Origin of the sequence: Pseudomonas sp. B20, from assembly GCF_020515755.1 — a bacterium.
In the GTDB taxonomy this organism is placed as follows: Bacteria; Pseudomonadota; Gammaproteobacteria; order Pseudomonadales; family Pseudomonadaceae; genus Aquipseudomonas; species Aquipseudomonas syringae.
On the sequence record NZ_JAHPJG010000003.1, the window covers coordinates 39,986 to 58,913 of the forward strand.

15 protein-coding genes and 1 pseudogene are annotated in these 18,928 nt (G+C 59.4%); 14 read left to right on the forward strand and 2 right to left on the reverse strand.

The annotated features are described in order from the left end of the window. Positions 1 to 160 precede the first annotated feature (160 nt). The 4 genes from map (at position 161) to LIX91_RS03985 (ending at position 5,930) form a co-directional block, all read left to right on the forward strand. Positions 161 to 943, forward strand: a complete 783-nt coding sequence (gene map / locus LIX91_RS03970) for a type I methionyl aminopeptidase (protein ID WP_003391089.1) — start codon at positions 161 to 163, stop codon at positions 941 to 943. A 65-nt stretch (positions 944 to 1,008) separates the two neighbouring features. Next, on the forward strand, positions 1,009 to 3,705 hold the full coding sequence (locus tag LIX91_RS03975; protein WP_103688376.1) for a [protein-PII] uridylyltransferase: 2,697 nt from the start codon (positions 1,009 to 1,011) through the stop codon (positions 3,703 to 3,705). A 51-nt stretch (positions 3,706 to 3,756) separates the two neighbouring features. Further along, on the forward strand, positions 3,757 to 4,950 hold the full coding sequence (gene dapC, locus LIX91_RS03980; protein WP_003415528.1) for a succinyldiaminopimelate transaminase: 1,194 nt from the start codon (positions 3,757 to 3,759) through the stop codon (positions 4,948 to 4,950). 131 nt (positions 4,951 to 5,081) lie between these two features. Next, positions 5,082 to 5,930 (forward strand): matrixin family metalloprotease, encoded by an 849-nt coding sequence (locus LIX91_RS03985; RefSeq protein WP_003409303.1) that lies wholly within the window; start codon positions 5,082 to 5,084, stop codon positions 5,928 to 5,930. A 93-nt stretch (positions 5,931 to 6,023) separates the two neighbouring features. Here the strand turns inward: LIX91_RS03985 and LIX91_RS03990 are convergent, their stop codons facing one another. Next, positions 6,024 to 6,254, reverse strand: a complete 231-nt coding sequence (locus LIX91_RS03990; protein WP_003314288.1) for a hypothetical protein — start codon at positions 6,252 to 6,254, stop codon at positions 6,024 to 6,026. Between the two features lie 232 nt (positions 6,255 to 6,486). Here LIX91_RS03990 and LIX91_RS03995 point away from each other — a divergent pair, with 232 nt between their 5' ends. The 4 genes from LIX91_RS03995 to LIX91_RS04010 are packed head-to-tail and all read left to right on the forward strand — an operon-like array spanning position 6,487 to position 9,585. Further along, positions 6,487 to 6,834, forward strand: coding sequence for an ArsC family reductase (locus LIX91_RS03995; protein WP_003314287.1), 348 nt, complete (start codon positions 6,487 to 6,489; stop codon positions 6,832 to 6,834). A 47-nt stretch (positions 6,835 to 6,881) separates the two neighbouring features. Then, positions 6,882 to 7,916 (forward strand): 2,3,4,5-tetrahydropyridine-2,6-dicarboxylate N-succinyltransferase, encoded by a 1,035-nt coding sequence (gene dapD / locus LIX91_RS04000; RefSeq protein ID WP_003391105.1) that lies wholly within the window; start codon positions 6,882 to 6,884, stop codon positions 7,914 to 7,916. A gap of 59 nt (positions 7,917 to 7,975) precedes the next feature. After that, positions 7,976 to 9,181 carry an aminotransferase class V-fold PLP-dependent enzyme gene (locus LIX91_RS04005; protein WP_046236715.1) on the forward strand — a complete coding sequence of 402 codons (1,206 nt, stop codon included), beginning with the start codon at positions 7,976 to 7,978 and terminating at the stop codon, positions 9,179 to 9,181. Continuing rightward, the gene (locus LIX91_RS04010; RefSeq protein WP_226488003.1) at positions 9,178 to 9,585 is read left to right on the forward strand and encodes a SufE family protein; all 408 of its coding nucleotides are present in this window, start codon (positions 9,178 to 9,180) and stop codon (positions 9,583 to 9,585) included. Before LIX91_RS04005 ends, LIX91_RS04010 begins: the two co-directional genes overlap by 4 nt. On the opposite strand, the gene tcdA is transcribed toward LIX91_RS04010, so the two are convergent. Beyond that, on the reverse strand, positions 9,567 to 10,406 hold the full coding sequence (gene tcdA / locus LIX91_RS04015) for a tRNA cyclic N6-threonylcarbamoyladenosine(37) synthase TcdA (RefSeq protein WP_226488004.1): 840 nt from the start codon (positions 10,404 to 10,406) through the stop codon (positions 9,567 to 9,569). The genes LIX91_RS04010 and tcdA overlap by 19 nt on opposite strands. A 283-nt stretch (positions 10,407 to 10,689) precedes the next feature. Between tcdA and LIX91_RS04020 the strand changes: the two are divergent. The 6 genes and pseudogenes from LIX91_RS04020 to LIX91_RS04045 all read left to right on the forward strand — a co-directional run bounded on the left by LIX91_RS04020 (position 10,690) and on the right by LIX91_RS04045 (position 18,804). Further along, a pseudogene (locus tag LIX91_RS04020) lies at positions 10,690 to 13,203 on the forward strand (glycosyltransferase family 2 protein). 99 nt (positions 13,204 to 13,302) lie between these two features. After that, on the forward strand, positions 13,303 to 14,454 hold the full coding sequence (gene dapE, locus LIX91_RS04025) for a succinyl-diaminopimelate desuccinylase (RefSeq protein ID WP_003409292.1): 1,152 nt from the start codon (positions 13,303 to 13,305) through the stop codon (positions 14,452 to 14,454). Further along, positions 14,454 to 15,263: a putative RNA methyltransferase gene (locus tag LIX91_RS04030; RefSeq protein ID WP_003415515.1), complete on the forward strand. Its 810-nt coding sequence runs from the start codon at positions 14,454 to 14,456 to the stop codon at positions 15,261 to 15,263. The genes dapE and LIX91_RS04030 overlap by 1 nt, the downstream gene beginning before the upstream one ends. Positions 15,264 to 15,282: 19 nt before the next feature. Beyond that, complete coding sequence (locus LIX91_RS04035; RefSeq protein ID WP_003415513.1) at positions 15,283 to 15,660, forward strand: hypothetical protein; 378 nt, start codon at positions 15,283 to 15,285, stop codon at positions 15,658 to 15,660. Between the two features lie 179 nt (positions 15,661 to 15,839). Next, positions 15,840 to 18,341, forward strand: coding sequence for a glycerol-3-phosphate 1-O-acyltransferase PlsB (gene plsB / locus LIX91_RS04040; RefSeq protein ID WP_046270744.1), 2,502 nt, complete (start codon positions 15,840 to 15,842; stop codon positions 18,339 to 18,341). 112 nt (positions 18,342 to 18,453) lie between these two features. Next, a complete protein-coding gene (locus LIX91_RS04045) occupies positions 18,454 to 18,804 on the forward strand; it encodes a YbaY family lipoprotein (protein ID WP_226488005.1) in 351 nt (116 codons plus the stop codon). Positions 18,805 to 18,928: the final 124 nt, after the last annotated feature.

Here is an 18,928-nt window from a genome sequence, read left to right on the forward strand (position 1 = left end):
AGGGAAGAGAACGGAACTCCCATCAAGTGCTTGTTTTGCGGTGACTTTGCAGCTGCATGGACAGCCTATAGAAGGAAGCGATGATTACCCGGCACCGGCGGTCTGATAGAATTGCGCCTTTGCGCACCAACCGCGTGCCTGCCACGCCGAGAGAATTCGTATGACCATCACCCTCAAAACCCCGGAAGACATCGAAAAGATGCGCATCGCCGGTCGCCTGGCCGCCGATGTTCTGGAAATGATCGCGCCGCACGTCAAGCCTGGTGTGACCACCGAAGAGCTGGACCGCCTCTGCCACGACTATATCGTCAACGAACAGAAGGCGATCCCGGCCCCGCTGAACTACAAGGGCTTCCCCAAGTCGATCTGCACCTCGATCAACCAGGTGGTCTGCCACGGCATCCCGAGCGACAAGAAGCTGAAGGACGGTGACTCGCTGAACATCGACGTTACCGTCATCAAGGACGGCTACCATGGCGACACCAGCCGGATGTTCCATGTCGGCACCGTTCCGGTATGGGCCGAGCGCCTGTCGAAGGTGACTCAGGAGTGCCTGTACAAGGCCATCGAAATCGTCAAACCCGGCACTCGCCTGGGTGACATCGGTGCCGTCATCCAGAAACACGCTGAAAAGAACGGCTTCTCCGTGGTTCGCGAGTTCTGCGGTCATGGCATCGGCAAGGTGTTTCATGAAGAGCCACAGGTCATGCACTTTGGCGAGGCCGGAACCGGTATCGAGCTGCAGGAAGGCATGACCTTCACCATCGAACCGATGATCAACCAGGGCCGCCCTGAAACCAAGATTCTCGGCGATGGCTGGACGGCGATCACCAAGGACCGCAAGCTCTCGGCGCAATGGGAGCACACGCTGCTGGTGACCGCTGACGGTTACGAAATCTTCACCTTGCGCAGCGATGACACCATTGCCCAAAAGGCTCCCTGACCCAATCATGCCCGGCTGAACGCCCGCCCGTCACTTGCACAGCCCGACACGAGGAATACTGTTCAATGCCGCAAGTAGATCCAGACTTGTTCGATCGTGGCCAGTTCCAGGCCGAACTGGCCTTGAAAGCCAGCCCCATCGCTGCGTTCAAGAAGGCCATCCGCCGGGCGAGAGACGTCCTTGATGAGCGCTTCAGGTCGGGCCGTGACATTCGACGACTGATCGAGGACCGGGCATGGTTTGTCGATAACATCCTGCAAAAGGCCTGGGATCAGTTCGAATGGAGTGAAGACGCCGACATCGCGCTTCTGGCAGTGGGTGGCTACGGGCGTGGCGAGCTGCATCCTTACTCGGACATCGATCTGCTGATCCTGCTGGACAGCGACGACCACGAAGTTTTCCGTGAACCCATCGAGCGGTTTCTGACGCTGCTATGGGACATCGGCCTGGAAGTCGGACAGAGCGTACGCTCGGTCAACGAATGCGCACAGGAAGGCCGCGCCGACCTGACCGTGATCACCAATCTGATGGAAAGCCGCACCATCGCCGGCCCCGAACGCCTGCGCCAGCGCATGCTGGAAGTCACCAGCACCGAGCATATGTGGCCGAGCAAGGAGTTCTTCCTCGCCAAGCACGCTGAACAGAAAAAACGCCATCACAAGTACAACGACACCGAATACAACCTGGAACCCAACGTCAAGGGTTCTCCGGGCGGCCTGCGCGATATTCAGACCATCCTCTGGGTTGCGCGGCGTCAGTACGGCACGCTGAACCTGCACGCGCTGGCAGGCGAAGGCTTCCTGCTGGGCAGCGAAAACGCCCTGCTCGCCTCCTCCCAGGAGTTTTTGTGGAAAGTGCGTTATGCGCTGCACATGCTGGCCGGACGCTCCGAGGACCGGCTTCTGTTCGATTATCAGGTGCGCATCGCCGGGTTGCTGGGCTATGAAGACAACGATGCCAAGCTGGCCATAGAGCGCTTCATGCAGAAGTACTACCGAGTGGTCATGAGCATCGCCGAACTCAGCGATCTGATCATCCAGCATTTCGAAGAAGTGATTCTTTCCGACGACAGCGGTACAGCACAGCCGATCAATTCACGCTTTCAACTGCACGACGGCTATATAGAAGCCACCCATCCGCACGTCTTCAAGCGCACCCCGTTTGCCATGATCGAAATCTTCGTGCTCATGGCCCAGCACCCGGAGATAAAGGGAGTGCGCGCCGACACCATTCGCCTGCTGCGTGAACATCGGCATCTGATCAACGACGAGTTCCGCAACGATATTCGCAACACCAGCCTGTTCATCGAGCTGTTCAAGTGCGAAATCGGTATTCATCGCAACCTGCGCCGAATGAACCGCTACGGCATTCTCGGCCTGTACCTGCCGGAGTTCGGCCATATCGTCGGCCAGATGCAGCATGACCTGTTTCACATCTATACGGTCGACGCGCACACGCTGAATCTGATCAAGCACCTGCGCAAGCTGCAGTACACCGAAGTGTCCGAGAAATTCCCGCTGGCCAGCAAGATCATGGGCCGTCTGCCCAAGCCGGAGCTGATCTATCTGGCCGGGCTTTATCACGACATCGGCAAGGGTCGTGGCGGTGATCACTCGGAGCTGGGCGCCATCGACGCGCAGGCGTTCGGTACGCGCCATCATCTGCCTGCCTGGGACACCCGGCTCATCGTCTGGCTGGTGAGCAACCACCTGGTGATGTCGACCACCGCACAGCGCAAGGATCTCTCCGACCCGCAGGTCATTCACGACTTTGCCCAGTTCGTGGGCGACGAAGTGCATCTGGATTACCTGTATGTGCTGACCGTCGCCGACATCAACGCGACCAATCCGACGCTCTGGAACTCATGGCGCGCCAGCCTGCTGCGCCAGCTGTACACCGAGACCAAGCGGGCCTTGCGCCGCGGCCTGGAAAACCCGGTCGACCGCGAAGAACAGATTCGTCGCACACAGACTGCCGCGCTGGATATTCTGGTACGCAACGGCACTGATCCTGATGACGTCGAGCAACTCTGGTCAGCACTGGGCGACGATTACTTCCTGCGTCACACCGCAGGCGACGTGGCTTGGCATAGCGATGCAATCCTGCAGCAACCGGCCGACGGCGGTCCGCTGGTGCTGATCAAGGAGACCACGCAGCGTGAATTCGAGGGCGGGACGCAGATCTTCATTTACGCCCCGGATCAGCATGACTTCTTCGCGGTTACCGTGGCGGCGATGGACCAGTTGAACCTGAACATTCACGACGCGCGCATTATCACTTCCAGCAGCAAATTCACACTCGACACCTACATCGTCCTCGACCATGAGGGTGGTTCGATCGGCAACAATCCGGAGCGCATTCAGGACATCCGCGAAGGCCTGACCGAAGCCCTGCGCAACCCGGATGATTACCCGACAATCATCAAGCGCCGCGTGCCGCGTCAGCTCAAGCACTTTGCCTTCGCCCCGCAAGTCACCATCCACAACGACGCCCAGCGCCCAGTGACGGTACTCGAGTTGCTGGCACCGGATCGCCCTGGCCTGCTGGCGCGCGTCGGCAAGATCTTCCTGGAGTTCGACCTGTCCCTGCAGAACGCCAAGATTGCAACGCTGGGCGAACGCGTGGAAGACGTGTTCTTCATCACCGACGCCAACAATCATCCGCTGTCCGATCCACAATTGTGCCGCCAGTTGCAGGATGCAATCGTCAAGCAACTGAGTGTCAACTCAGAGCAAGGCGGCGATTTGCGGATCAGCATATGAACATTCGCTCCTACGAATCGACTCAACGCAGCTCATTGAGGAACACGTTCCATGAATAACGCCATGCAACTGCTTCAGCCTTACCCTTTCGAGAAGCTGCGCGCCTTGCTGGCCGGCGTAACGCCCAATCCGGAAAAGCGTCCGGTAGCGCTGTCGATTGGCGAGCCTAAGCACCGCTCCCCCGATTTCGTCGCCAAGGCGCTGGCCGACAATCTGGATCAGATGGCGGTTTACCCGACCACGCTGGGTATTCCGGCACTGCGCGAAGCCATTGCCGGCTGGTGCAGCCGTCGATTCGGCGTACCACAGGGCTGGATCGATCCGGCGCGCAATGTACTACCGGTCAACGGCACGCGCGAAGCGCTGTTCGCCTTCACCCAGACCGTGGTCAATCGCAGCGATGACGGCCTGGTGATCAGCCCGAATCCGTTCTACCAGATCTATGAAGGCGCTGCGTTTCTGGCCGGAGCCCAGCCACACTACCTGCCATGCCTGAGCGAGAACGGTTTCAATCCCGATTTCGATGCGGTCAGCCCGGACATCTGGAAGCGTTGTCAGATCCTCTTTCTGTGCTCGCCGGGCAACCCGACCGGGGCACTGATTCCGGTTGAAACCCTGAAAAAGCTCATTGCCCTGGCTGACGAACATGACTTCGTCATTGCTGCGGACGAGTGCTACAGCGAGCTGTACTTCGACGAGCAGAGCCCGCCGCCGGGCCTGCTCAGCGCCTGCGTCGAGCTGGGCCGCAAGGATTTCAAACGCTGCGTGGTCTTCCACAGCCTGTCCAAGCGCTCCAACCTGCCGGGCCTGCGCTCCGGTTTTGTGGCGGGTGACGCGGAGATCCTCAAGGCTTTCCTGCTGTATCGGACTTATCACGGCTGCGCCATGCCGGTTCAGACTCAACTGGCCAGCATCGCGGCCTGGAATGATGAGGAGCACGTACGCGCCAACCGTGATCTGTACCGCGAGAAGTTCGCTGCGGTGCTCGACATCCTGAGTCCGGTGCTCGACGTTCAGCGCCCGGACGGCGGCTTTTACCTGTGGCCGAATGTTGGCACCGATGACGCTGCATTTTGCCGCGATCTGTTCGTCGATCAGCACGTCACCGCAGTACCGGGCTCGTACCTTTCCCGCGAAGTGTATGGCGTCAACCCTGGCGCAGGCCGGGTGCGTCTGGCGCTGGTGGCACCGTTGGCCGAATGCATAGAAGCGGCCGAACGTATCCGCGCCTTCCTGAGCAAGTAAAAGCCAAACCCAAAAAGATCGCCCCGCCGCATGCAATGTGCGGCGGGGTAATTAGTTACCACCTCCCGCCCCGTGCGTGAACGTACTCTCAACCTTCATTTTTCATGCTTCCAGACACGAAGCGAACAACCATGAAGGCCAATCTCATGCCCGCATCCACTGCTCCCAAAGGCTTAAAACTGCCCGCATCCTGCTGCATGCGCAGCGCTGGAAATCACCAGGCTTCGTATGAAGCAGCGATTCGCGAAAACCCCGCTAACGCGGAAACCACCCCTGCTTACCAATCGGAAACCGGCAACAACACCGGCCAGTCAAGGCACCAGGCGCGCCTGCTGGTTTCGTTCAGCAAATACTGGGCTCGCGGGCGAACCCTGAAAGTTCTTTTCCTCAAGAACCCTCCAGCCACCCTCACAGCGCCCATCGTAGAAGCGGCAAGCAAATGGCTGCCGCACATAAACCTGAAATTCGAGTTCGTGACGGACGGAGCGAGCGATATCCGAATTGGCTTCAATGAACATTTGAACTGGAGCGCCATAGGCACCGACACCCTGCTGGCCGAGCCTGATGAGTCGACCATGGAGTTCAACCTCAAAGAACTGTACACGGCGGATCTGAAACCCATGCCGGACCTGACGCGCATCGTGCTGCATGAATTCGGACACGCGCTCGGTGCGGTTCACGAGCATCAGCATCCGCAGGCAAACATCCCCTGGAACGAACCGCTGGTGCGCTCACTGCTTTCGCAAACCGGATTAAGTGAAGAAGAGATCAATACCAATTTTTTCGACAGGTACGAGGCCGCCGACTTCCACCACTCGGCTTACGACCGTGACTCGATCATGCATTTCGATATCCCCAACGGCCTGACCCTCGGCGACTTCGAGATCATCAATGTGGGCAAGACGCTCAGCAGCAATGACATCGCCGTGATGGGCGCTATCTATGCGGACCGTGGCAACTCGAAATTTGAAACGCCCTGACGGAGAGCGTCCGGGCACGTGTTGATCATGCGGCAATCAACAGCGCGCCATACGTTTCCAACGTGTGGCGTGGCCGCCCGAAAAAAGTGCTGACTACTCTCGGGTTCGCAGTTTTTCAGCCACCCAGCCGACCGCCCAACTGACCGGATCATGAGACTGCATGGGCAGCAACGGCTTTCCTTCGCGGGCAGCCAGCCGGCCCTGGGCTTCGGCTTCACCGTGAATCCAGAGGGTACTTTGCTTGAATCCCTCGGCACGTTGACGCTCCCTGTAATAACGCTGCCGGACAAGCGCTTCCTGACGCTTCTTCTCTTGCTCAGACATAACGCACCCAAACTTCAAATGACGGGTAATAATTGCCCGCAGCAGCCAGCGACTCAAGCAGGAGCGGGTGAAGTTTTCTTAATGATGGTTATCCTTATTATCTAATTTCCGTTCAGTAACCGTACTGGCGCTGTCACGACACTGAACGGACTGACGTGGCATAATAGCCGGCTGAATTGCGAGGAGAAGACGTGGGGAGTATCGAGCAAGATCAGCCACCCCACCTTAAACAATGACTTACACTCTATTTGGCATCAAAGCCTGCGACACGATGAAAAAGGCTCGTACCTGGCTCGACGAGCATTCGGCGAGCTACGAATTTCACGACTACAAGACCCAGGGCATCGACCGTGAGCACCTCGAGCAGTGGTGCAATGAACATGGATGGCAGGTTGTGCTGAACCGCGCAGGCACGACCTTTCGCAAGCTCGAAGACGGACAAAAGGCCGATCTCGACCAGGCGAAAGCCATAGAACTGATGCTCGCGCAGCCGTCCATGATCAAGCGTCCAGTGCTTGATCTGGGCGATAAAACCCTGATCGGCTTCAAGCCTGACCTGTATGCAGCGGCTTTACAGTAAGCCAGAGCGCTACTGAAAGCCCCTTGATAAAGCCACGAGGTATTTACATGTCCACCACCCTGTTCAGCCTGGCCTTCGGCGTCGGCACCCAAAATCGTCAAGGCGCATGGCTTGAAGTATTTTATGCTCAGCCTCTGATCAATCCTTCTGCGGAACTGGTCGCGGCTATCGCACCGGTTCTGGGCTACACCGGCGGCAACCAGGCAATCACCTTCAATGTCGACATGGCCTACAAGCTGGCCGAAGCGGCCAAATCCGTGGACGCGACTCAAGCCGCACTGCTGACTCGTCTGGCCGAAAGCCAGAAGCCGCTGGTCGCGACCCTGCTGGCCGAAGACGCCACACTGACGTCGACTCCCGAGGCGTACCTCAAGCTGCATCTGCTGTCGCACCGCCTGGTCAAGCCGCACGGTCTGAACCTGGCAGGCATCTTCCCCCTGCTGCCAAACGTGGCCTGGACCAGCCAGGGCGCGGTCGATCTGGTCGAGCTGGCCGAGCGTCAACTCGAAGCACGCCTCAAGGGCGAGCTGCTGGAAGTATTCTCGGTCGACAAATTCCCGAAAATGACCGATTACGTCGTGCCGAGCGGCGTTCGTATCGCTGACAGCGCTCGCGTGCGTCTGGGCGCCTATATCGGCGAAGGCACGACCGTCATGCACGAAGGCTTCGTCAACTTCAATGGCGGCACCGAAGGCCCGGGCATGATCGAAGGCCGCGTTTCCGCTGGCGTATTCGTCGGCAAGGGCTCGGATCTGGGCGGCGGCTGCTCGACCATGGGCACGCTGTCCGGTGGTGGCAACATCATCATCAAGGTCGGTGAAGGCTGCCTGATCGGTGCCAACGCCGGCATCGGCATCCCGCTGGGTGATCGCAACACCGTGGAGTCGGGCCTGTACGTGACCGCAGGTACCAAGGTCGCGCTGCTCGACGAAAACAATGAGCTGGTCAAGATCGTCAAGGCCCGCGAGCTGGCGGGTCAGACCGACCTGTTGTTCCGTCGCAACTCTCAGACCGGCGCGGTGGAATGCAAAACCCACAAGTCGGCCGTCGAGCTGAACGAAGCACTGCACGCTCATAACTGATGCTGTGTGCGGGTTCAAGGCTGACGGCTTTGAACCCGCCTGCACACGCGGGACGAACAATGCCCCTCTTCTCTCCCTGGCGCGGCGACTTCCCCGCCATCGCCGCTCTGCAACGGCAAGGCCAGACCTATCTGGACAACGCCGCCACGACGCAAAAGCCTCAGGCGCTTATCGACGCCCTGACTCATTACTACGCCAACGGTGCCGCCAATGTGCATCGTGCCCAGCATCTGCCCGGCGCGCACGCCACTCAAGCGTTCGAGGCCAGCCGTGGCAAGGTCGCTCACTGGCTGAATGCCGGCGAGAACGGCCAGATCATCTTCACCCACGGCGCAACGTCTGCGCTGAACCTGCTGGCCTACGGGCTGGAACATGAATTCGCGGCGGGCGACGAAATCGCCATCAGTGCGCTGGAGCATCACGCCAATCTGCTGCCATGGCAGCAACTGGCTCAGCGACGCGGCCTGAAACTGGTGGTTCTGCCGCTGGACATCGATGGCGTGATCGACTGCGACGCGGCAGCCAACCTGATCGGACCGCGCACGCGCCTGCTCGCAGTCACCCAGCTCTCCAACGTGCTCGGCACCTGGCAACCCCTCGCCCGTCTTATCGCACTGGCCAAGACCCAAGGCGCGCTCACCGTCGTGGACGGCTCGCAGGGCGTGGTGCACGGACGCCATGATGTACAGGCGCTGGGCTGCGATTTTTATGTGTTTTCCAGCCACAAACTGTATGGCCCGGAAGGGCTCGGCGTGCTTTACGGACGCAACGAAGCGCTGCCCAGCCTCGCGCATTGGCAGTTCGGCGGCGAGATGGTGCTGACGGCCGATTATCAACACGCGAAATTTCGTCCGGCACCCCTGGGTTTCGAGGCGGGCACCCCGCCCATTGCCAGTGTGATCGGTCTGGGCGCTACCCTGAGTTACCTGGACAGTCTCGATCATCAGGCGGTTGCAGAGCATGAAGCCAGACTGCACCGTCGCCTGCTCGAGGGCCTGCAGCAGCGGGACGGCATTCAGGTCCTGGGCTCGCCGGATCTGGCACTGGTCAGCTTCGTCGTCGATGGCGTTCACAATGCTGATGTGGCCCACCTGCTGACCGAGCAGGGCATTGCCGTGCGCGCCGGCCATCACTGCGCGATGCCGCTGTTCAAGACCCTTGGCCTGCCCGGCGCGATTCGCGTGTCACTGGCGCTGTACAACGATTCGGACGATCTGCTGCAGTTCTTCAGCGCACTGGATCAGGCACTGGAGCTGCTTCGATGAGCCTGCCGCCCTTGGCGCAAACTGCGCTCGACAGTTTTTCCCGGCCGCAAGGCTGGGAACAGCGCGCCCGCCTGCTGATGCAATGGGGTGATCAACTTACGCCGCTGAGTGACGAAGAAAGGACCGACGACAATCTGGTACACGGTTGTGAAAGCAAGGTCTGGCTGACCGGCGCAGTCAGCGACAACGCCTGGCTGTTTCGGGCCGGCAGCGACGCGCGACTGATACGCGGCCTGGTGGCGCTGCTGCTGGCGCGTGTCAACGGCCTTTCGGAACAAGAGCTGGCAGCCGTGGATTTACCTGACTGGTTCAATCAGTTGGGCCTCGCCCGCCAGCTATCACCCTCGCGCAGCAACGGCCTCAATGCCGTACTGCAGAAGATGCGTCAGCTGACTGAAGCCTGATCGGGTGTTACAAGCGCTGGCTTGATCCGCTCCGAAGGCCGTCGCGTGCCCGCTACCAGTTTGTCCACCGCACGGGTGGCGGCAATCATGCCAAAGGTCGCGGTCACCATCATCACGGCACCGAAACCACCGGCGCAATCGAGCTTTACGCCCTCGCCGACGAATTTCTTTTCCAGACAAATACTGCCATCCGGCTTGGGGTAGCGCAGTTGTTCAGTGGAAAACACGCAAGGCACGCTGTAGTGACGGTTCGGCGTGCGTGAAAAACCATAATCCCGACGCAGGGTCGAGCGCACCTTGGAGGCCAACGGGTCATTGAAGGTGCGGTTGAGGTCGGCGATCTGAATCAACGTCGGGTCGATCTGCCCGCCCGCCCCGCCGGTGGTGACCATCTGAATCTTGCGTCGTTTGCACCATGAAATCAGCGCAGCCTTGGCGTTGACGCTGTCGATACAGTCGATCACGAAGTCCATGTCCGGGGTAATGCACTCGGCCATGGTGTCGCGGGTCACGAAATCAGCCACGGCGTGCACGATGCAATCGGGGTTGATCGCGCGGATACGCTCAGCCATCACCTCGACCTTCGGCCGACCGACCGTGCTGCCCAGTGCATGCAACTGGCGGTTGCTGTTACTGACACAGACATCGTCCATGTCGAACAGCGAAATCTCGCCCACGCCACTGCGCGCCATCGCTTCCGCCGCCCAGGAGCCCACGCCGCCGATACCCACCACGGCCACATGAGCCGCGCGCAAGCGTGCCAGCCCCTCGACGCCATATAGACGGGCGATGCCAGCGAACCGTGGATCTTCTGCACTCATGACCAATACCTCAAAAACCGGCGCGCATTATAGGGGTTTGTCGACGACAAGACACCTGACTTGTTCCCGGCAGGCAAGGTCCTTGTCCGTTGACGAGCTGACCCCAGAGATTCAAGGGAAGTAAAAAACAATGATGTTAGAACGCAATCAACGCCCACTGCCTAAACGCCATTCCGTTTTTGGAAACGCCCGGGGAAAAGAGTCTAAGCATTGCAAACGGCAATGAACGAGGACGACTAAGGTTAATCAACGCGAAGGGAACTCGCGGCACCGGCGCACAAGCATGGAGCACATTGCAGACATGGATGACAATCTATCCAAGGGAAACATATGGCCAGCCCATTCATTAACAACAATGGCCAGCGAGGTTCCGGACTGGCCTGAAAATATCCCGGGGGTCTCATACAGCCCTTTTCGTCCTGGGCAGAGTCCGTACACGCACCTCTATCCGACCCGCGAGCAAATCACCGAAGACCTGCTGCTGATCCGGCCTTTTACCCGGCACATAAGAACCTATTCAGTGGAGGGTACGCTGGCCTGTATTCCCGAGATCGCCGAGGCATTGGGCATGAGCGTCACACTGGGCGTATGGATCACCTAGGACGAGAAACATAATGACCGGGACTTGCTGACCGGCGTAGACCTGGCCAATCGATTCTCCAGCGTTCAGCGCTTACTCATCGGGCATGAAGCACTGCTGCGCAACGATGTCACCGTCGATCAACTGACTGCCTATATGAACACTGCACGACGCTATGTCGATGTTCCGGTTTCGACCTCGGAAGGATGGAAGCAATGGCACGAGACGCCTGAACTGGCCGAACATGCAGACTTCATAGCCGCTCATATACTGCCGTTCAAAGAGGCTGTGCCGGTGACCGAAGCAAGCGCACTAGTACTTGCGCGGGCTGACGAACTGAAGCTGATGTTTCCCGACAAACCGCTGATCATTTCCGAAGTTGGCTGGCCCGGCAAAGGCAACTTCAGAAGGCGTATAACAACGTATCGTGCAGAACAGTCGATCTATCTGCGTCATCAGCTCGCTCTGCTCGAACAGCACGGCCACGACTACTTTGTCATGGAAGCGTTCGATCAGCCGTGGAAAACCTCGGAAGGTTTGCCAGGGCCGCACTGGGGCCTGTTTGATGCACAGCGCAAGATGAAGCTGCAACTGAAGGGTCCTGTGAAAACACGCGCCAGTTGGCAGTCGGAAATCCCGAGAGTAATAGCCGGTTTGCGGCCTGACGCCTGGCGAACAACAGCGGTAATGTGCGCCGTGGCGTACGCCGTGCTGGTCTGGGTCGGTATGAGTTACGCGCAGCCGTTATCCGCATGGATAGCCCTGCCCATTGCTCTGGCATGGGCCACCGGCATAATGATCGTCGTGGGCACACAGGGTTACGAGTTTCTGGAGTCGTTCTGGGGAGCGGAAAATCCGCGATCCTTTCCGCCAACACGTGCCTATCCAGGCCCGTGGCCCAAGGTTTCCATACATGTACCCTGCTACAACGAACCTCCGGACATGGTGAAGCTGACTCTCGACGCATTACAAAAACTGGATTATCCGGACTTTGAAGTGCTGGTAATCGATAACAACACCCAAGACCCGAACGTCTGGAAACCCGTCCAGGCGTACTGTCGACAACTGGGAGCTCACTTCCGGTTCTTTCATGTCAATCCGCTAAGCGGCTTCAAGGCCGGCGCACTGAATTACCTGCTGGAATACACGGCCGAGGACGCCGGAATAGTCGCAGCCATCGACGCCGACTATTGCGTGCATCGGCACTGGCTCAAACATATGGTGTCGCACTTTGCGGACCCGGATATAGCCGTCATCCAGGTACCTCAGGATTATCGTGACGGGGACGAGAGTCTGTTCAAACGTTATTGCGAGGCCGAGTATCGCGTTTTCTTCAATATCGGCATGGTGATCCGCAACGACCACGACGCAATCATTCAGCACGGCACCATGACCCTGATTCGCAAATCCGTACTGCAGCGGCTGCGCTGGGCAGAATGGTGTATCTGCGAGGATGCTGAACTGGGATTGAGAATACTGGAGCACGGCTTTTCTACCGGCTATGCCGCCATCAGTTACGGCAAAGGGTTGATGCCCGACACTTTCATGGACTTTAAAAAACAGCGCTACCGCTGGACCTATGGTGCCATGCAGATATTCAAGCGGCATGCAGCAAGTTTGCTGGCGGGAACCGGTACCGCGTTGACGCCTGTCCAGCGTTATTACTTTATCGCCGGGTGGGTGCCGTGGATGGCAGGCGGCGTCAATTACTTCCTGGCACTGGCCGTGCTGTTGTGGTCGATGGCAATGATCGTTGAGCCCGACCTGCTTGAACCGTTACCCTGGTTGTTTTCGGCCTCATTATTGCTGATGTTCGTTTTGGGAATATTCAAGGCGTTTACCCTCTACCAGCGGCTGGCCAATACAGACATCAAAGACGCACTGGCAGCGATGCTGGCGAGCACGGCGCTCTATTCCGTCATAGGCAAAGCCGTGTTGTCAGCACTGTTCACATCAGGATTGCCGTTTTTTCGCACGCCCAAGCAGACTGCACGCACCCGGTTCGGCCAAGCCGTAAGGGAAGCCGCAGAAGATGTGTGCATGATGGTGCTCTGGTGGGCTGCGATCATACTTCTCTGCATCCGAAAAGAGACCATCGATCCAGACCTGGGTTTCTGGATAGCCATGCTTTTCGCACAATCAGTCCCTTATCTGGCAGCCATTACCATGGCAATCCTGTCCACTCGCGCAACCCGCCCGGCCCCATCCACTGCCTGACATATCCAGCGGGCACGATAAACGACGGCCTCAGGTCGTCGTTTTGCTTTAAGATATCCGCCTTTTCGCGCCCAAAGTCTTGCTACCGGAGTTCTGTACATGACGGCCCCAGCCGACCTCTCGCCCACCCTCCAACTCGCCTGCGATCTGATCCGCCGTCCGTCAGTGACGCCGGTCGATGCCGATTGCCAGACCGTGATGATGCAGCGCCTGGGCGATGCCGGCTTCAAGCTGGAGCCGATGCGTATCGAAGACGTCGACAACTTCTGGGCCACCCACGGCACCACCGACGGCCCGGTACTGTGTTTCGCCGGTCATACCGACGTGGTTCCGACCGGTCCGCTGCAGAACTGGCAGAACGATCCATTCGATGCGTTGATCGACGAGCACGGCATGCTTTGCGGGCGTGGCGCGGCAGACATGAAAGGCAGTCTGGCGGCGATGCTGGTGGCGGCCGAGCGCTTTGTCGCCGATCACCCTGATCACAAGGGCTCGGTGGCATTTCTGATCACCAGCGACGAAGAAGGCCCGGCGCATCACGGCACCAAAGCCGTGGTCGAGCGCCTCGCAGCGCGTAATGAGCGTCTGGACTGGTGCATCGTCGGCGAGCCGTCGAGCACCACGCTGGTCGGCGATGTGGTCAAGAATGGTCGACGCGGTTCGCTGGGGGCTACACTGACGGTGCGCGGCAAACAGGGCCATGTGGCTTACCCGCATCTGGCCAAGAACCCGATTCACCTGGCCGCGCCGGCCCTGGCCGAACTGGCCGCCGAGCATTGGGACCACGGCAACGACTTCTTCCCGCCGACCAGCTTCCAGATCTCCAACCTGAACGCCGGAACCGGCGCCACCAACGTCATCCCCGGAGATCTGGTGGCGGTCTTCAACTTCCGTTTTTCCACCGAGTCGACCGTCGAAGGCCTGCAGCAGCGCGTTGCCGATATCCTCGACAGGCATGAACTGGACTGGCACGTGGACTGGGCGTTGTCCGGCCTGCCGTTCCTCACCGAGCCGGGCGCGTTGCTGGACGCCGTGTCTTCCAGCATCAAAAGCGTCACCGGCCGTGAGACTAAAGCCTCGACCAGCGGCGGAACCTCCGACGGTCGTTTCATCGCCACACTCGGCACCCAAGTGGTCGAGCTGGGGCCGGTCAACGCAACGATCCATCAGGTCAACGAACGTATTCTGGCCAGCGACCTCGATGTGCTGACCGAGATCTACTACCAGACTCTGGTCAAGTTGCTCGCCTGATGCTGACCTGCCCGATCTGCTCAGCGCCGCTCAGCACTGCCGACAACGGCGTGGTGTGCCCGGCCAGTCATCGCTTCGACCGAGCCCGTCAGGGCTATCTGAACCTGTTGCCGGTGCAGCACAAGAACAGCCGCGACCCTGGCGACAATCAGGCCATGGTCGAGGCGCGACGCGACTTTCTCAATGCCGGGCACTACGCTCCGGTAGCCCGGCGTCTGGCTGAACTGGCCGCCGAGCGATCCCCCGCGCACTGGCTGGACATCGGCTGTGGCGAAGGCTATTACACCGCGCAGATTGCCGAAGCCTTGCCCCATGCCGATGGCTATGCGCTGGACATCTCCCGCGAAGCGGTCAAGCGTGCCTGCCGTCGTGACCCGACGCTGACCTGGATGGTCGCCAGCATGGCCCGTGTGCCACTTCCGGATGCCAGTTGCCAGTTTCTGGCCAGCGTGTTCAGCCCGCTGGACTGGCAGGAAGCCAAGCGCCTGCTGACCCCAGGCGGCGGACTGATGCGGGTCGGCCCGACCAATGAGCATCTGATGGAACTGCGTCAGCGGCTCTATGATGAAGTGCGCGATTATGCCGACGACAAGCACCTGTCGCTGGTGCCGCAAGGCATGCAGCTGCAACACAGCGAAACCCTGCGCTATACGCTGAAGCTGATCGACGGCCAGTCCCGCGCCGATCTGCTGGCCATGACACCGCACGGCTGGCGCGCCAGCGCTGAACGTCGCGCAGCGGTCATCGAGCAACCAGGACCTTTCAAGGTCACCGTTTCCATGCGCTACGATTATTTCGTGCTGCAATAAGCATTCAACAGAGGCCCCCATGCGCCAACCCGATATCGAGATTTACCTGAAAGACGAAGACGTCGATCACAAGGCAATCGCCCAGTGGCTCGGCGACGCGCTGGGCTCCTGCAGCGAATGGAAGCAGAAAGGCCAGACCTGGAAATGCACAGCGGGCACTGTCGCCGTGACCTGGCTGCCCAGAGCGGTCGGCAAATGGAACAGCCTGCACCTGGACAGCGATCAGACCCCGTGGGAAGACGACATCGCCTGTGCTCGCGCCGCATTCAAGGCCTTGAACGTCGAAGTACGTTGCGCCCCAGGCACCTGGGTTGAAGAAGAAAGCGACGAGACGGCCGACCGCTGGATACGCGTCAGTGCCGACGGCGAGGAAGAGATTACCTGGCGAACCTCGTAGGACTATTCGCCGCGACGTTCCGGATGCGTGACGTCGCGAGGCGAACCCGGCTCGGCAAACGGTCATTCAGACGTGACCCGTTCAGCCGGGCACAGCGGCGCTTTTGCCGATCGCTTCGGGATACGTCACACTGGCGCCCATCCAGGGCAGCCGCCCGCCCCTCACTCAGCAGAAGCCGTATGACCCGCTCTCCATTCCGTCGTCTTGTGTTCGGCACCCTGCGCCGGTTGTTGTATCTCTGGGTTCGCTCGGAAACCATCAATCAATCGTCTTTCACGCTGAATCTGGACCGCAGTCGCCCGGTGTTCTATGCACTGCAATCGCCGTCAATCAGCGATCTGGCAGTGATCGATACAGAATGCCGCAAGGCCGGTCTGCCTCGTCCGGTGCTGTCGGTGGCGGTGGGTAACCTGATTGAGCCCGCCGCATTCTTTTACCTGACACCCTCCCCCGACTGGCTCGGTCGCCAGGACAAGCGTGGTGCGCCCCCGACGCTGGAGCGTGTGGTCGCAGCCGTCAGCCAGAACCCCGGCGAAGACGCGCAGATCATTCCGGTCAGCGTGTTCTGGGGCCAGTCACCTGACCGTGAATCCAGTGCCTGGAAGCTGCTGTTTGCCGACAGCTGGGCGGTGACCGGTCGGTTACGCCGTCTGGTGAGCATTCTGATTCTGGGCCGCAAGACCCGCGTGCAGTTTTCCGCGCCAATTCACATGCGCGAACTGGTGGGTGAAAACAAAGGTTACGAGCTGACGCTGCGCATGACCCAACGTCTGCTGCGCGTGCACTTTCGCAACCTGAAAAGCGCCGTGATCGGCCCGGACGTTTCGCACCGGCGCACGGTGGTCAAAGGTCTGCTGGACGAGCCGCTGGTCAAGCAGGCTATCATCGAAGAAGCCGAGCGTGAACACATCACTCAGGACAAGGCCCGGGAACGGGCGCTGAGCTACGGCAACGAGATCGCCTCGGACTACACCTATTCGGTGATCCGTTTCATGGAGGTGGTGCTCAGCTGGTTCTGGAACAAGATCTACGACGGCATCAAGGTCAGCCACATCGAAGGCGTTCAGGAAGTTGCGCCGGGACATGAGGTCATTTATGTGCCTTGCCACCGCAGCCATATCGATTATCTGCTGCTGTCTTACCTGCTGTTTCGCAACGGCCTCACGCCGCCGCACATCGCCGCCGGCATCAACCTGAATATGCCTGTGGTCGGCGGCCTGCTGCGACGTGGCGGGGCATTTTTCATGCGCCGCACGTTCAAGGGCAACCCGCTGTACACGGCGGTGTTCACCGAGTACCTGCATACGCTGTTCATAAAGGGCTTTCCGGTCGAATACTTTGTCGAAGGCGGCCGTTCACGCACCGGGCGCATGCTGCAACCGAAAACCGGCATGCTCGCCATCACCCTGCGCAGCTTCCTGCGCAACTCGCGGATGCCCATCGTCTTCATCCCGGTGTATATCGGCTACGAGCGTGTGCTGGAAGGCCGTACTTACCTGGGCGAACTGCGCGGGGCAACCAAGAAGAAAGAGTCGATCTTCGATATCTTCAAAGTCATTGGCGCGCTGAAGCAGCGCTTCGGCCAGGTCTCGGTGAACTTCGGTGCGCCGATCAAACTGGCCGAGTTCCTCGATGGCGAACAACCGGACTGGCGCGAACAGCAGCTGGACCCGCAATTTCGCCCCGAATGGCTGAGCGAGACCACGCACCGCCTAGGTGAGCGTGTGGCCCAGCACCTGAACGAAGCCGCTGCCGTCAACCCGATGAACCTGGTTGCCGTGGCGTTATTGTCGACGCAAAGACTGGCGCTGGACGATCAGGCCATGGAGCGGGTTCTCGACCTGTACCTGACCTTGCTACGCGCCGTTCCGTACTCCCCGCACACGACACTGCCGGAAGGTGATGGCCGTTCGCTGATCGAGCACGTAAAAGGCATGGACCTGCTCGCCGAACAAAAAGACGCGCTGGGCAAAATTCTGTACCTGAACGAACAGAATGCGGTGTTGATGACCTACTACCGCAACAACGTCCTGCACATCTTCGCCCTGCCCTCGCTGCTGGCAAGCTTTTTCCAGAGCTCGTCGCGCATGACCCGCGAACAGATTCTGCGCTACACACGTGCACTGTACCCGTTCCTGCAATCGGAACTGTTCATTCGCTGGCCGCTGAACGAGCTGGATGAGGTGGTCGATCAATGGCTGGCTGCGTTCGTGGAACAAGGTCTGTTGCGCTTCAAAAAGGACGCCTACGTGCGCCCGGAGCCCAGCTCGCGCGAGTTCGTCTTGCTGACGCTGTTGTCGCGCGCCATCGCCCAGACGCTGCAGCGCTTCTACATGGCGATTGCCTTGTTGCTCAACAGCGGGCAGAACACGCTGAGCCCCGAGCAGCTCGAAGACCTGTGCACGGTCATGGCCCAGCGCCTGTCGATTCTGCACGGCCTCAATGCACCGGAGTTCTTCGACAAGAGCCTGTTCCGACACTTCATCCAGACCCTGCTGGACCTGGGCGTGCTGCGCAAGGACAGTGCCGGCAAGCTGAGCTATCACCCGATGCTGGGCGAACTGGCGGAAGGGGCGGCCAAGCGGGTATTGCCTGCCGAAATCCGTCTTTCGATTCGGCAAGTGGCCTTGCACAGCAATGAAGAGGAGCAGGACGTAGGAAGCGATCAAGAGAAAACGTAGGGCTTTTCCGTAACCTGGCAGGGACATTCAGACAGCTGTTTTCTGCTCTCTGGCCCCTGCTAGGGTTTGGTCTGTACCAATGACTGGTACTTAATCAAATAAGGAAATTGAAATGTCCAGCGAACCCCTAGTAAGCCTTCAGGGTGAAGTTTATTACCTGCCACGTATTGCGTTGCCAACGGGCTGCAAGCTGATTGTCGCCCTGAGTGACATCAGCCTTGCTGACGCACCGGCCCATGTCATCGATGTCAGCGAAACAGAGATTACTCACCAGGTGCCGCTGCCGTTTAAACTGAGCTACGCCGCCGACCGCTATCCCGTGCAGGGCCACAGCTATGCCCTGTCGGCACGAATCGAACACAACGGCACGCTGGTATGGATCAACGACACCGTTCATTCGGTCGAGCTGACCAAAGAAGACCAGAAAGGCCTGCTGATCAAGGTCATTCAGGCAGCCGGCTAATCCGTTCAACACTGATTGCTCCCTTCAACGGCGCGCCTCAACGCGCCGTTGTCGTGTCACAAGGCTTCATCCTCCTCGACATCAGTTGACGTCCATCGCTCACGGGTGCGAGTGCCTGTCGCGA

Coding starts and splice junctions, on each gene's coding strand:
- LIX91_RS03985 (WP_003409303.1), top strand. CDS start 5,082: ATGAAGGCCAATCTCATGCCCGCATCCACTGCTCCCAAAGGCTTAAAA.
- LIX91_RS04010 (WP_226488003.1), top strand. CDS start 9,178: ATGAGCCTGCCGCCCTTGGCGCAAACTGCGCTCGACAGTTTTTCCCGG.
- LIX91_RS04035 (WP_003415513.1), top strand. CDS start 15,283: ATGCGCCAACCCGATATCGAGATTTACCTGAAAGACGAAGACGTCGAT.
- dapD (WP_003391105.1), top strand. CDS start 6,882: ATGTCCACCACCCTGTTCAGCCTGGCCTTCGGCGTCGGCACCCAAAAT.
- LIX91_RS04045 (WP_226488005.1), top strand. CDS start 18,454: ATGTCCAGCGAACCCCTAGTAAGCCTTCAGGGTGAAGTTTATTACCTG.
- LIX91_RS03990 (WP_003314288.1), bottom strand. CDS start 6,254: ATGTCTGAGCAAGAGAAGAAGCGTCAGGAAGCGCTTGTCCGGCAGCGT.
- dapE (WP_003409292.1), top strand. CDS start 13,303: ATGACGGCCCCAGCCGACCTCTCGCCCACCCTCCAACTCGCCTGCGAT.
- map (WP_003391089.1), top strand. CDS start 161: ATGACCATCACCCTCAAAACCCCGGAAGACATCGAAAAGATGCGCATC.
- LIX91_RS04005 (WP_046236715.1), top strand. CDS start 7,976: ATGCCCCTCTTCTCTCCCTGGCGCGGCGACTTCCCCGCCATCGCCGCT.
- LIX91_RS03975 (WP_103688376.1), top strand. CDS start 1,009: ATGCCGCAAGTAGATCCAGACTTGTTCGATCGTGGCCAGTTCCAGGCC.
- dapC (WP_003415528.1), top strand. CDS start 3,757: ATGAATAACGCCATGCAACTGCTTCAGCCTTACCCTTTCGAGAAGCTG.
- LIX91_RS03995 (WP_003314287.1), top strand. CDS start 6,487: ATGACTTACACTCTATTTGGCATCAAAGCCTGCGACACGATGAAAAAG.
- tcdA (WP_226488004.1), bottom strand. CDS start 10,406: ATGAGTGCAGAAGATCCACGGTTCGCTGGCATCGCCCGTCTATATGGC.
- LIX91_RS04030 (WP_003415515.1), top strand. CDS start 14,454: ATGCTGACCTGCCCGATCTGCTCAGCGCCGCTCAGCACTGCCGACAAC.
- plsB (WP_046270744.1), top strand. CDS start 15,840: ATGACCCGCTCTCCATTCCGTCGTCTTGTGTTCGGCACCCTGCGCCGG.